This is a genomic window from Streptomyces cadmiisoli, assembly GCF_003261055.1.
GTDB lineage: Bacteria > Actinomycetota > Actinomycetes > Streptomycetales > Streptomycetaceae > Streptomyces > Streptomyces cadmiisoli.
Map to the genome: position 1 here is coordinate 6,851,285 of NZ_CP030073.1, position 12,739 is coordinate 6,864,023.

At 73.5% G+C, this 12,739-nt stretch carries 11 protein-coding genes; 8 read left to right on the forward strand and 3 right to left on the reverse strand.

The features are described 5' to 3' along the window. Nucleotides 1-15: 15 nt before the first annotated feature. From DN051_RS30065 to DN051_RS30090, 6 genes are all read left to right on the forward strand, one after another. A complete protein-coding gene (locus DN051_RS30065; protein ID WP_053758078.1) occupies nucleotides 16-2,247 on the forward strand; it encodes a molybdopterin oxidoreductase family protein in 2,232 nt (743 codons plus the stop codon). A gap of 157 nt (nucleotides 2,248-2,404) precedes the next feature. Continuing rightward, entirely contained in the window at nucleotides 2,405-3,805 is a 1,401-nt protein-coding gene (locus DN051_RS30070) for a CitMHS family transporter (protein ID WP_112439934.1), read from the forward strand. 121 nt (nucleotides 3,806-3,926) lie between these two features. Next, the gene (locus DN051_RS30075; protein ID WP_053758076.1) at nucleotides 3,927-5,189 is read left to right on the forward strand and encodes an MFS transporter; all 1,263 of its coding nucleotides are present in this window, start codon (nucleotides 3,927-3,929) and stop codon (nucleotides 5,187-5,189) included. Between the two features lie 82 nt (nucleotides 5,190-5,271). Beyond that, entirely contained in the window at nucleotides 5,272-5,739 is a 468-nt protein-coding gene (locus tag DN051_RS30080) for a DUF3574 domain-containing protein (RefSeq protein WP_053758075.1), read from the forward strand. A 100-nt stretch (nucleotides 5,740-5,839) separates the two neighbouring features. Then, on the forward strand, nucleotides 5,840-7,228 hold the full coding sequence (locus DN051_RS30085) for an aldehyde dehydrogenase family protein (protein ID WP_053758074.1): 1,389 nt from the start codon (nucleotides 5,840-5,842) through the stop codon (nucleotides 7,226-7,228). Nucleotides 7,229-7,242: 14 nt separating this feature from the next. Continuing rightward, nucleotides 7,243-8,340, forward strand: a complete 1,098-nt coding sequence (locus tag DN051_RS30090; RefSeq protein WP_053758073.1) for a Zn-dependent alcohol dehydrogenase — start codon at nucleotides 7,243-7,245, stop codon at nucleotides 8,338-8,340. Nucleotides 8,341-8,590: 250 nt separating this feature from the next. Here the strand turns inward: DN051_RS30090 and DN051_RS30095 are convergent, their stop codons facing one another. The 3 genes from DN051_RS30095 to DN051_RS30105 form a co-directional block, all read right to left on the reverse strand. Beyond that, nucleotides 8,591-9,598, reverse strand: a complete 1,008-nt coding sequence (locus DN051_RS30095) for a DMT family transporter (protein WP_112439936.1) — start codon at nucleotides 9,596-9,598, stop codon at nucleotides 8,591-8,593. 84 nt (nucleotides 9,599-9,682) lie between these two features. Beyond that, a complete protein-coding gene (locus DN051_RS30100) occupies nucleotides 9,683-10,408 on the reverse strand; it encodes an ArsR/SmtB family transcription factor (protein WP_420709148.1) in 726 nt (241 codons plus the stop codon). 70 nt (nucleotides 10,409-10,478) lie between these two features. Beyond that, nucleotides 10,479-11,120, reverse strand: a complete 642-nt coding sequence (locus tag DN051_RS30105; protein WP_053758071.1) for a TetR/AcrR family transcriptional regulator — start codon at nucleotides 11,118-11,120, stop codon at nucleotides 10,479-10,481. Between the two features lie 80 nt (nucleotides 11,121-11,200). On the opposite strand from DN051_RS30105, the gene DN051_RS30110 reads away from it, so the two are divergent. Both DN051_RS30110 and DN051_RS30115 read left to right on the forward strand, forming a co-directional pair. Further along, nucleotides 11,201-12,352: an acyl-CoA dehydrogenase family protein gene (locus tag DN051_RS30110; RefSeq protein ID WP_112439938.1), complete on the forward strand. Its 1,152-nt coding sequence runs from the start codon at nucleotides 11,201-11,203 to the stop codon at nucleotides 12,350-12,352. Nucleotides 12,353-12,410: 58 nt separating this feature from the next. After that, nucleotides 12,411-12,698 (forward strand): YiaA/YiaB family inner membrane protein, encoded by a 288-nt coding sequence (locus tag DN051_RS30115; RefSeq protein WP_053758069.1) that lies wholly within the window; start codon nucleotides 12,411-12,413, stop codon nucleotides 12,696-12,698. Nucleotides 12,699-12,739 lie beyond the last annotated feature (41 nt).

Below are 12,739 nucleotides of genomic sequence, written 5' to 3' on the forward strand. Positions count from 1 at the left end.
ACCCCGGGAGGACCCGTGTCCCGCACCGCCCTGCGTATCTGCCCCCTGTGCGAGGCCACCTGCGGGCTGACGCTCACCATCGAGGGAACCCGGGTCACCGGCGCCCGCGGCGACCGCGACGACGTGTTCAGCCAGGGGTTCATCTGCCCCAAGGGGGCCTCCTTCGGCGCGGTCGACGCCGACCCCGACCGGCTGCGCACCCCGCTCGTGCGCCGCGACGGGGAACTGCGCGAGGCCACCTGGGAGGAGGCCTTCGACGCGGTGGCCGCCGGGATCCGGCCGGTCGTCGAGCGGTACGGGCCGCACAGCGTCGGTGTCGTCCTCGGCAACCCCAACGTGCACACCATGGCCGGCGCGCTGTACCCGCCGGTCCTCATCGCCGGGCTCGGCACCCGCAGCCTGTTCACCGCCTCCACGGTCGACCAGATGCCCAAGCACGTCTCCAGCGGGCTGCTCTACGGCGACGCGCTCGCGATCCCCGTGCCCGACCTCGACCGCACCGACCACCTGCTCCTGATCGGCGCCAACCCGCTGGAGTCCAACGGCAGTCTGTGCACGGCGCCCGACTTCCCCGGAAGGCTCAAGGCCCTCAAGGCCCGCGGCGGCACGCTCACCGTGATCGACCCGCGCCGCACCCGCACCGCGAAACTGGCCGACCGGCACATCGCCGTCCGCCCCGGCACGGACGCGCTGCTCCTGGCCGCCATGGCGCAGGTCCTGTTCGAGGAGGACCTCGCCGATCCCGGCCACCTCGCGCCCCATGTCCAGGGTCTGCCCGAACTCCGCGACGCGATAGGGGACTTCACCCCCGAGGCCGTCGCGGCGGCCTGCGACGTCGACGCCGCCACCATTCGCACCCTCGCCCGCGAACTGGCCGCCGCCCCCACCGCCGCCGTCTACGGCCGTATCGGCAGCTGCACCGTCCCGCACGGCACGCTCGCCAGCTGGCTCGTCGACGTCCTCAACATCCTCACCGGCAACCTGGACCGGCCCGGCGGCGCCCTGTTCCCGCAGGCCGCCACCGACCGGACCCCCCGGCCCGCCGGACCGGGCCGCGGGTTCGCGCTCGGCCGCTGGCACTCCCGGGTCGCCCGGCACCCCGAGGCCAAGGGCGAACTGCCGCTGTCCGCGCTCGCCGAGGAGATCGACACCGCCACCGAGGAGGGAGAACCGGTCCGGGCGCTGATCTCGATCGCCGCCAACCCCGTGCTCTCCGCGCCCGACGGGGACCGCCTCGCCAAGGCGCTCGACTCGCTGGACTTCATGGTCAGCGTCGACCCCTACCTGAACGAGACCTCACGCCACGCCCACGTCGTCCTGCCCCCGCCCCCGCCCGCGCAGAGCGCGCACCACGACTTCGCCTTCAACACCCTCGCCGTCCGCAACCAGGTCCGCTACACCCGCCCCGCCGTCCCCCTGGAGCCCGGACGGATGGCCGAGACCGAGATCCTCGCCCGGCTCGTGCTGGCCGCCACCGGAATGCACGGCGCCGACCCGGCCGCCGTCGACACGATGGTCGTCGACCAGACCCTCGGCAAGGCGGTCGGGGAACCGCACTCACCCGTGCACGGCCGCGACCCGCGGGAACTGGCCGCCCGGCTCACGGGTGACGGCGGCCCGGAGCGACGGCTCGACATGATGCTGCGCCTCGGGCCCTACGGCGACGGCTTCGGCGCCCGGCCGGACGGGCTGACGCTGGAGAAGCTGCTCGCCCGTCCGCACGGCATCGACCTCGGCCCGCTGCGGCCCCGGCTGCCGCAGCCGCTGAAGACGGTGAGCGGAAAGGTGGAGCTGCTGCCGCAGCCCCTCGCCGACGATCTGCCGCGGCTGCGCGCGGCGCTGCGGGAGCGGCCCGCCGGACTCGTCCTGGTCGGCCGCCGTCATCTGCGCTCCAACAACAGCTGGCTGCACAACGTGCCCGCCCTGACCGGCGGCAGCAACCGCTGCACCCTGCACATCCACCCGGACGACGCCGCCCGGCTCGGCCTGCGGGACGGGCAGCCGGTCCGGATCAAGGGCGCCGGGGGAGAGGTGACGGCCCCGGCGGAGGTCACCGACGGCGTACGCACCGGAGTGGTCAGCCTGCCGCACGGCTGGGGCCACGACCGGCCCGGCACCCGGCTGGCGCACGCCGCCGCGGACCCCGGGGTCAACGTCAACCAGCTCCTCGACGGCAGCCTCCTCGACCCCCTGTCGGGCAACGCGGTCCTCAACGGAGTGCCGGTCGACCTCGCCCCCGTGACCTGAAATCGTCAGCGCGCTGACCTGAGCAAAGCTGTGACCAGCAGTTTTGCGCTTATTGCTCGCGCGTCAACATCTTGTTAACGCCATGTGGCGCGACCTAACGTCATCGCACCGCCGGCCCTGGTGGGAGTTCAAGGGCGAACGTTAGGTATCCACACACATGCTGACCATCCTCGGCTTCCTCATGATCGCGACCTTCCTGGTCCTGATCATGATGAAGAAGATGTCGCCCATCGCGGCGCTCGTGCTCATACCCGCGCTGTTCTGCGTGATCGTGGGCAAGGGCGCGCACCTCGGCGAATACGTCATCGACGGCGTCTCCAGCCTCGCCCCCACCGCGGCGATGCTCATGTTCGCGATCGTCTACTTCGGGGTGATGATCGACGTCGGTCTCTTCGACCCGATCGTCCGCGGCATCCTGAAGTTCTGCAAGGCCGATCCGATGCGCATCGTCGTCGGTACCGCCCTGCTCGCCGCGATCGTCTCGCTGGACGGCGACGGCTCGACCACGTTCATGATCACGGTCTCGGCGCTCTACCCGCTGTACAAGCGGCTGAAGATGAGCCTGGTCATCCTGACCGGTGTCGCGGCGATGGCGAACGGCGTGATGAACACCCTGCCGTGGGGCGGCCCCACCGCCCGCGCCGCCACCGCCCTGAAGCTCGACGCCAGCGACATCTTCGTCCCGATGATCCCGGCCCTCGCCGTCGGACTGCTGTTCGTGATCGCCCTGTCGTACGGGCTCGGACTGCGCGAGCGCCGGCGGCTCGGCGTGCTGACGCTGGACGAGGTGCTCGTCGAGGAGAAGGAGACGGTCCTGGTGACCGCCGGTTCCGGCGCGGGCACCGGCCTCGGCAAGGAAGGCGCGGGCAACGGCGGTTCGGGCGCCGGTGCCGACGCCGACGAGGAGGACGACGACTTCCAGGGCCTCGACCCGAACCGGCCCACGCTGCGTCCCAAGCTGCTCTGGTTCAACGTCCTGCTCACGGTGACCCTGCTCACCGCCATGATCATGGAGTGGCTGCCGATTCCGGTGCTGTTCCTGCTCGGCGCCGCCCTCGCCCTCACCGTCAACTTCCCGAAGATCCCGGACCAGAAGGCCCGGCTCGCCGCCCACGCCGACAACGTCCTCAACGTCTCGGGCATGGTCTTCGCCGCCGCCGTCTTCACCGGCGTCCTCCAGGGCACCGGCATGGTCGACAGCATGGCCGAGTGGCTGGTCGACATCATCCCCGCCGGCATGGGCCCGCACATGGCCCTCGTCACCGGCGTGCTGAGCCTGCCGCTCACCTACTTCATGTCGAACGACGGCTTCTACTTCGGCGTCCTGCCGGTCCTCGCCGAGGCCGGAGCGGCGCACGGCGTCTCCCCGCTGGAGATGGCCCGCGCCTCGCTCGTCGGCCAGCCGCTGCACATGTCCAGCCCGCTCGTCCCGGCCGTGTACGTGCTGGTCGGCATGGCGAAGGTCGAATTCGGCGACCACACCCGGTTCGTGGTGAAGTGGGCGGCCCTCACCTGTCTGGTGATTCTCGCCGCCGGGGTCCTCTTCGGCATCATCTGACCCGTCGGAGGTCTGACCCATCGGAGGTCTGACCCGTAGGACGCCCGACCCGTTGGATGCCCGACCCGTCGGACATCGAGGCCACGCCCCGACAGGGGCCCGAGCGCACCAGGAGGACCCCTTGAGGCCCGGCAGGAACCGCGGCTGGCTGCTCCGCCTCGTCATCGCCTTCAGCTTCGCGCAGGCGGCGGTGTCGATGGCCCGGCCGGCCGTGTCCTACCGGGCTCTCGCGCTCGGCGCCGACGAGCGGGCGGTCGGTGTGATCGCCGGTGTCTACGCCCTGCTGCCCCTGTTCGCCGCCGTCCCCCTGGGCCGCCGTACCGACCACGGCCGCTGCGCGCCCCTGCTGCCGGCCGGAGTGGTCCTGATCTCCGGCGGCTGCGCGCTCAGCGGCGTCGCCGGCTCCCTGTGGGCGATGGCGGTCTGGAGCGGTGTGATGGGCCTCGGCCACCTCGCCTTCGTCATCGGGGCGCAGTCCCTCGTGGCCCGCCGGTCCGCCCCGCACGAACAGGACCGCAACTTCGGCCACTTCACCATCGGCGCCTCGCTCGGCCAACTGGTCGGCCCCGTGGCGGCCGGCGCGCTCATCGGCGGCCACGACATGGCGACCAGCAGCGCGCTCGCCCTGCTGGTGGCCGGCGCGGGCGCCGCGGTCGCGTTCACCTCGCTGTGGCGCATCGAGGACCGCCGTACGTCCTCCGGGTCCCGCGCGCGGCCGGGCGACCGGGTCCCCGTGCGGCGCATCCTGCGCGCCCGGGGTGTGCCCGCCGGCATCCTGATCAGCCTCGCCGTGCTGTCCGCTACCGATGTGCTGACCGCCTACCTGCCGGTGGTCGGCGAGGACCGGGGCATCGCGCCCTCGGTGATCGGCCTGCTGCTCAGCCTGCGGGCCGCGGCCACCATCGCCTGCCGGCTGGTCCTCACGCCCCTGCTGCGCCTGGTCGGCCGTACCCTGCTGCTCACCGTGACCTGTCTGCTGTCGGCGCTGCTGTGCGCGGGCATCGCGCTGCCGGTGCCGCTCTGGGCGCTGGCGCTGATCCTCGCCGCGCTCGGCTTCTGTCTGGGCGTCGGGCAGCCGCTGTCCATGACGACGGTCGTGCGGGCCGCGCCCGACGGAGCCCGTTCCACCGCCCTCGCCCTGCGTCTGACCGGCAACCGGCTCGGTCAGGTCGCCGCGCCCGCCACGGCCGGTCTGATCGCCGGACTCGCCGGTGTGGCCGCGCCGTTCGTGATGCTCGGCGGGCTGCTGCTGGTCTCCGCCGGTGTGGCGCTGCGCTCCCCGGCGCGGCCCGCCGACCGGGACGGGGCGACCGCGGACCGGGAGCCGCCGGCCCGCGGAAGGGCGCGCCGTACGAGCGGCGCCGGCCGCCGCACGCCCCCCTGACGCTCCCGTGCCACGGGCCGACGGGGCCGTCGGGCGGCGCGGCTGCGCGGGCCGGGGCTCCCGCCCCGGTAAGGGATGGGGCATGACGATCCGCCAGACCCGTACCAGGGCGGCCCTCGCGGTCGCCGGTGCCCTGCTCGCGGTGGGCGCGCCGACCGCGTACGCCACCCTCGCCGACGACGCCCCCGTGTCCGCCCCCGCGCCCGCCGCGGTGCGCGGTGATCCGTACGTCGAGACCCGTCTGCTGTTCGGCACCGAGCGCCCCGACGGCGGACCGGCCGTCACGGACCGGCAGTTCACGGCCTTCGTGGACCGGGAGGTCACGCCCGGCTTCCCCGGCGGACTGACCGTGCGCAGTGTGCGCGGACAGTGGCGGAACGCCGACGGCACCATCGACAAGGAGCGGTCGTACGAGCTGGTCCTGCTCTACCCGCTGCGCGAGGCGACGGCGAGCGACCGCAGGATCGAGGAGATCCGCCGGGCCTACGAGAAGGAGTTCGGCCAGGAGTCGGTGGGGCGGGTCGACGACCGGGCCCACGTGGACTTCTGACGGCGGTGTGACCCGGGCCCCGCGGCCACCCCTGGCGCCACAAAACTATCACCGCTAGTTTGGGCGCGGACGAGACGCAGGTTCGGGAGGCAGGTAGCTCATGAAGGCCCAGCAGGCCCTGTACATCGACGGAGTCTGGCGGCCGGCCGCCGGCCCGGACGCGATCGAGGTGGTGAACCCGGCCGACGAGCAGGTCATCGGCCGGGTACCCGCCGGCAGCGCCGAGGACGTGGACCACGCGGTGCGCGCCGCCCGCGCCGCCCTGGCGGCCTGGTCCGCGACCCCGCCCGCCGAGCGGGCCGCGCGCCTGACCGCCCTGCGCGACGTCCTGGTGGCCCGCAAGGAGGAGATCGCCCAGACGATCACGGCGGAGCTGGGCGCGCCCCCGGCGTTCGCGCAAGCGGTGCACGTGGGCGCGCCCATCGCGGTCGCGGGCTCGTACGCCGAACTGGCCGCGGCGTTCGCCTTCGAGGAGAAGGTCGGGAACTCCGTCGTCCATCTGGAACCGATCGGCGTGGTCGGTGCGATCACCCCGTGGAACTACCCGCTCCACCAGGTCGTCGCCAAGGTCGCCCCCGCCCTGGCCGCGGGCTGCACCGTCGTCCTCAAGCCGGCCGAGGACACCCCGCTGACCGCGCAGGCCTTCGCCGCGGCGGTGCACGAGGCGGGCTTCCCGGCCGGTGTGTTCAACCTGGTCACCGGCCTCGGTCCGGTGGCCGGCCAGGCCCTCGCCGAGCACCCGGACGTCGACCTGGTGTCCTTCACCGGTTCCACGGCCGTCGGCCGGCGCATCGGCGCCACGGCCGGAGCGCATGTGAAGAAGGCCGCCCTCGAACTGGGCGGCAAGTCCGCCAACGTCATCCTGCCCAGCGCCGACCTGGCCAAGGCCGTCAACGTGGGCGTCGCCAACGTGATGTCCAACTCCGGCCAGGCGTGCAACGCGTGGACCCGCATGCTCGTCCACACCTCGCAGTACGACCGGGCCGTCGAGCTGGCCGCGGCGGCCGCCGCCAAGTACGGCGACCGCATCGGCCCGCTCGTGAACGCCGCCCAGCGAGACCGGGTGCGCGGCTACATCGCGCAGGGCGTGGCCGAGGGCGCCCGTCTGGTCGCGGGCGGCACCGACACCCCGCACGAGCGCGGCCACTACGTCAGCCCGACCGTGTTCGCCGACGTCACTCCCACGATGACCATCGCCCAGGAGGAGATCTTCGGCCCGGTGCTGTCGGTGCTGCGCTACGAGGACGAGGACGACGCCCTGCGCATCGCCAACGGCACCGTGTACGGACTCGCCGGAGCCGTCTGGGCGGGTGACGAGTCGGAGGCGGTGGCCTTCGCCCGCCGGATGGACGCCGGCCAGATCGACATCAACGGCGGCCGCTTCAACCCGCTCGCGCCCTTCGGCGGCTACAAGCAGTCGGGTGTGGGCCGTGAGCTGGGCGTGCACGGCCTGACCGAGTACCTCCAGACCAAGTCCCTCCAGTTCTAGAGGAGTCGCCCGCCATGGCCGTCCGCCCCACCGTCCGTGCCGCCGTACTGCCCGCGGTCGGCTCCCCGCTGGAGATCACCGGCATCGAACTGCCCGACCCGGGCCCGGGACAGGTCCGGGTCCGGCTCGCCGCCGCGGGGGTGTGCCACTCCGACCTGTCGCTCAGCGACGGCACCATGCGGCTGCCGGTGCCCGCCGTCCTCGGGCACGAGGGCGCCGGCACGGTCGTCGCCGTCGGTGAAGGGGTGACCCGCCTCGCTCCCGGCACCGATGTCGTCCTCAACTGGGCGCCCTCCTGCGGAAGCTGCCCCGCCTGCGCGCGCGGCGAGGTCTGGCTGTGCGCCGACGCCCTCACCGGCGCGGCCCGCGTCCACGCCCGCCGGGCCGCCGACGGAGCCGAACTCCACCCCGGGCTCAACGTGGCCGCGTTCGCGCAGGAGACCGTCGTCCCCGCCTCCTGCGCGCTGCCGGCGCCGCCCGGCGTCCCGCTGACCGACGCGGCGCTCCTCGGCTGCGCGGTCCTCACCGGCTACGGCGCCGTGCACCACTCGGCGCGGGTCAGGGCCGGGGAGAGCGTCGCGGTGTTCGGTGTCGGAGGCGTCGGTCTGGCCGCGCTCCAGTCGGCGCGTATCGCGGGCGCGGAGCGGATCGTCGCGGTCGACGTGACGCCGCAGAAGGAGGGACTGGCCCGCGCCGCGGGCGCCACGGACTTCGTGCTCGCCACCGAGAACACGCACCGCGAGATCCGCGCGCTGACGGCCGGGCAGGGCGTCGACGTAGCAGTCGAGTGCGTCGGCCGCGCCGTCACCATCCGCGCCGCCTGGGACTCCACCCGCCGCGGCGGCCGTACGACGGTCGTCGGCATCGGCGGCAAGGACCAGCAGGTCACCTTCAACGCCTTGGAGATCTTCCACTGGGGCCGCACCCTGAGCGGCTGCGTCTACGGCAACTGCGACCCGGAGCGCGACCTGCCCGTGCTGGCCGACCACGTCCGCTCCGGCCGGCTCGACCTCGCCGCCCTGGTGACGGAACGCATCACCCTGGACGGCATCCCGGCCGCGTTCGAGAACATGCGGGCGGGGAAGGGCGGCCGGGCGCTCGTCGTCTTCTGACCGGACGCACCCGCACCGAGGACGGGGTCCGGGGCCGCGCCCGGGACCCCGCGGCGATGCCCGGACCGGCACCCGGGCGCACTCCACTTCGCCGGGTCCGGACCGGCCCCGGCGATCACACCGCACCCCCGTCGCCGTCCTGGTGCTGCTGCTGGAGGCGACGGGCACGTCGATGGCGGTGTCCGGCCACATCCTCGTGCTCGCCGCGACGGCCCTGCTGTCCATCAAGGTCCTCGCGGACCGGGCGCGGTCACGCCGACTCGGCGGCCCGCTCGCTCCGCCGCGGTTCCGGAACCGCCTCCGGCGCCGGAACCGCCTCCGGCGCCGGAACCGCGTCCGGCGCCGCGGTCCGCGGCCGGGACCGGGACCGGGACACCGCCACCCCGACCAGGCACAGCGCCCCGCCCGCCAGTGTGAGCAGGCCCGGCACCTCGCCGAGGGCCAGCCACGACATCAGGACCACCAGCGCGGGCACCGCGTACGTCGTGGCGCCCATGCTCCCGGCCGTCGTACGGGCCAGGGCGTACGCCCAGGTGGTGAAGGCGAGCGCGGTCGGGAACACGCCGAGGTACACCATGTTGAGGGTGGCCGACAGCGGTGCCTTCGCCGCCTCCGCCGCCAACTGCCCCGCGAACGGCAGACATCCCACCGCGCCGACCAGGCACCCGAACGTCGTCACCTGCAAGGCGCTCGCCCGGCCGAGAGCCGGCTTCTGCGCCACGACACCGCCGGCGTACGCCACCGCGGCCAGCAGGCACAGCACCACCCCGAGCAGCGACGAGCCCCCTCGGCCCGACATCGACAGGCCCACGGTCACCGCTCCGGCGAACGACACCGCCATCCCCGCCAGCAGCCGCGGCGGCATCCGGTCGCCGAGCAGCCGTGCGGCGAGCAGGGCGATGAGGATCGGCCCGATGTTCACCACCAGGGCCGCGGTGCCGGCGTCGACCTGCTGCTCGCCCCAGTTGAGGGCGACCATGTAGACGCCGAACCACAGCACGCCCGAGGTAGCGATCCCGCGCCAGGACGAGCGCGGCGGCCATCCCTCCCGCCGTACGAGGCAGAACACCCCGAGGACGAGGGCGCCGGCGAGCAGCCGGCCGAGCGCCAGCGCGCCCGGGGAGTACGCGGTGCCCGCGCTGCGGATCGAGACGAAGGCGGAGGCCCACAGCACGACCGAGACGCCCGCGGCGCAGGCGGCGAGCAGTCCGGCTCGTCGGGACGGCGGGGCGGGGGTTTCCTCGGCGGCGTTCATCATGCTCCTGAGGCTAGGAGGGCGAAGGGCCCGGGGGCTCGCGGAATTCGGACCGGGTGTCGGGGCGGGGTTCGCAGCGCGGACCGCTCAGCGCAGCTGCCGCGCCTCGATGCCCAGCAACTCGGACAGCGCGCGTTCGCCCGTCGCCGTCACCTTCACGGCCCGTTCGGAGCCGATGCGTACGCACCAGCCCGCGTCCAGGGCGTGCCGGCACAGGGCCGCGCCCGCGACACCCGCGAGATGCGGGCGGCGCTCCGTCCAGTCGAGGCAGGCGCGCACCAGGGGACGGCGGCCGGTGCGGGGCAGGTCGATACCGGCGGCGGAGAACCACGCCAGTCCCGCGTCGGTGAGCGCGAACCCGGTGTCCCGGCGCAGCAGCCCGCGGGAGGCGAGCGCGTCGGTCACCGTGATGCCCAGCCGGCCGGCCAGGTGGTCGTAGCAGGTGCGGCCGCGCGCCATGGCCGACCCGGCGCCCGACTCCCGCAGCGTGCGCGGCCGTTCGGCCGCGGTCCCCGGGGCGACCTGCGCGGCCAGCTCCTCGACCAGCTGCGCGGCCCGCGCGTCCGCCAGCCGTACGTAGCGGTGCCGCCCCTGCCGCTCCTCGGCGATCAGCCCGCCGGCGACGAGCCGGTCCAGGTGCTCGCTGAGTGTCGACGCGGCCACGCCCGCGTGCCGGGCCAGCTCGCCGGCGGTCCACGCCCGTCCGTCGAACAGGGCCAGCAGACACGCGGCACGCGTCTCGTCGGCGAGCAGCCCGGCGAACGCGGCCAGTCCCTTCGCGCGGGGGTCCCTGGTGGTCATGGCTCCCAGCATGCGGCACGCACCTTTCGGCGTCCGCCGAAAGGTCCCGGCGCCCTGTCCGGCCACTCGCGTCCGGTCCGCACTAGGCGGGCCGCCCGACCTGCGCGTACTGCTGGGCCAGCCCGTCCAGCAGGGCCGCGAGTCCGGTCTCGAAGGCCCGCTCGTCGATCTTCTCCTGGCGTTCGGCGAGGAGATGGGCCTGACCGAGGTGCGGATAGTCGGCGGGATCGTAGGCGCTGACGTCGTCCACGAAGCCCGCGGCGAAGGAGCCGAGCGCGGAGCCCATGATGAAGTACCGCATCAGCGCCCCGATGGAGGTGGCCTGCGCGGGCGGCCAGCCCGCCTCGACCATCGCGCCGTACACGGCGTCCGCGAGACGCAGCGCGGCCGGCCGGCGGCCGGGGCCGCGGGCGAGGACGGGGACGATGTTCGGGTGGTCGCGCAGCGCGGAGCGGTAGGAGACCGCCCAGTCGTGCAGCGCGGCCCGCCAGTCCCGTCCGTCCTCGAACATCGACAGATCGACCTGGGCGCTCACCGAGTCCGCGACCGCCTCCAGGATCTCGTCCTTGGTGCGGAAGTGGTTGTAGAGCGAGGGCCCGCTGACGCCCAGCTCCGCGGCGAGCCGGCGGGTGGAGACGGCCGCGAGGCCCTCCGTGTCCACGAGCGCGCGTGCCGTCTCGACGATCCGGTCGGTGCTGAGCAGGGGCTTGCGCGGTCGGGCCATGGCGCACATAGTAGGGCTGCGACTGGAAACTAGCAGTGCTAATTTAAATGTGCGACATTCAATCTGTGGGGTGACTCGTCATGGACCTGGAGCTCAGCGAGGAGCAGCGCGCGGTACAGCGGCTCGCCCGGGACTTCGCGGACCGTGAGATCGCCCCGAACGTCGTGGCCTGGGACCGCGCCGAGGAGGTGGACCGGGGGATCGTCAAGAAGCTCGGCGAGGTCGGTTTCCTCGGTCTGACCGTGGACGAGGAGTACGGCGGCAGCGGCGGCGACCATCTCGCGTACTGCCTGGTGACCGAGGAACTGGGCCGCGGGGACTCCTCGGTGCGCGGCATCGTGTCGGTCTCGCTCGGCCTGGTCGCCAAGACGATCGCGTCGTGGGGGAGCGCCGAGCAGCGGCGGCGGTGGCTGCCGGGGCTGACGTCCGGCGGGTACGTCGGCTGTTTCGGCCTCACCGAACCGGGCACCGGCTCCGACGCCGGCAACCTCGCCACCCGCGCGGTCCGGGACGGCGACCACTACGTCCTCGACGGCACCAAGACGTTCATCACCAACGGCACCTGGGCCGATGTCGTGCTGCTGTTCGCCCGCTCCACGGACGCCCCCGGCCACCGGGGCGTGTCCGCCTTCCTGGTGCCGGCCGACGCACCCGGCCTGACCCGCCGCGCGATCCACGGCAAACTCGGTCTGCGCGGCCAGGCCACCGCCGAACTGGTCCTCCAGGACGTCCGGGTGCCCGCCGGCGCGATGCTCGGACCGGAGGGCAAGGGCTTCTCGATCGCCATGTCCGCCCTCGCCAAGGGGCGGATGTCGGTCGCCGCGGGCTGCGTCGGCCTGGCACGGGCCGCGCTGGAGGCGGCGGTGCGGTACGCGGGCGAGCGCGAGCAGTTCGGCCGGAGCATCGCCCACCACCAGCTCGTCCAGGAGCTGATCAGCGACATCGCCGTGGACGTCGACGCCGCCCGGCTGCTGACCTGGCGGGTCGCCGATCTGATCGACCGCGGACTGCCGTTCGCCACCGAGGCGTCCAAGGCGAAACTCTTCGCCTCGGAGGCGGCCGTCCGCGCGGCCAACAACGCCCTCCAGGTCTTCGGCGGTTACGGCTACATCGACGAGTACCCGGCGGGCAAACTCCTGCGCGACGCCCGGGTGATGACCCTCTACGAGGGCACGAGCCAGATACAGAAGCTGCTCATCGGGCGGGCGCTGACGGGGGTTTCGGCGTTCTGAGTACCGTCTGAGTACCGGAGCGGATGTGGTGCCCGCCGCCGCGGCTCACCCTGTTCGCATGAGTGACACTTCGGTCAAACAGCAGAGCACGGCCGCCTTCTACGGACAGGCCGTCGCGTCCTTCGCGGTCGCCCTGGCCGCCACCGCCGTCGGCATCTTCCAACTGGACGCCGACCCCTGGGTGCGCGGCTTCCTGGGCATCGCCGTCCTGTATCTCGTCACCTCCGCCTTCACGCTCGCCAAGGTCATCCGGGACCGGCAGGAGGCGGGGCAGATCGTCAACCGGGTCGACCAGGCCCGGCTGGAGAAGCTGCTCGCCGAGCACGATCCGTTCGAGAAGCTCTGAACCAGCTCACTAAGCGCTCGCTCACCTTCGGCGGTATGGTG

Coding starts and splice junctions, on each gene's coding strand:
- DN051_RS30070 (WP_112439934.1), top strand. CDS start 2,405: ATGCTGACCATCCTCGGCTTCCTCATGATCGCGACCTTCCTGGTCCTG.
- DN051_RS30080 (WP_053758075.1), top strand. CDS start 5,272: ATGACGATCCGCCAGACCCGTACCAGGGCGGCCCTCGCGGTCGCCGGT.
- DN051_RS30085 (WP_053758074.1), top strand. CDS start 5,840: ATGAAGGCCCAGCAGGCCCTGTACATCGACGGAGTCTGGCGGCCGGCC.
- DN051_RS30090 (WP_053758073.1), top strand. CDS start 7,243: ATGGCCGTCCGCCCCACCGTCCGTGCCGCCGTACTGCCCGCGGTCGGC.
- DN051_RS30095 (WP_112439936.1), bottom strand. CDS start 9,598: ATGATGAACGCCGCCGAGGAAACCCCCGCCCCGCCGTCCCGACGAGCC.
- DN051_RS30100 (WP_420709148.1), bottom strand. CDS start 10,408: ATGCTGGGAGCCATGACCACCAGGGACCCCCGCGCGAAGGGACTGGCC.
- DN051_RS30105 (WP_053758071.1), bottom strand. CDS start 11,120: ATGGCCCGACCGCGCAAGCCCCTGCTCAGCACCGACCGGATCGTCGAG.
- DN051_RS30110 (WP_112439938.1), top strand. CDS start 11,201: ATGGACCTGGAGCTCAGCGAGGAGCAGCGCGCGGTACAGCGGCTCGCC.
- DN051_RS30115 (WP_053758069.1), top strand. CDS start 12,411: ATGAGTGACACTTCGGTCAAACAGCAGAGCACGGCCGCCTTCTACGGA.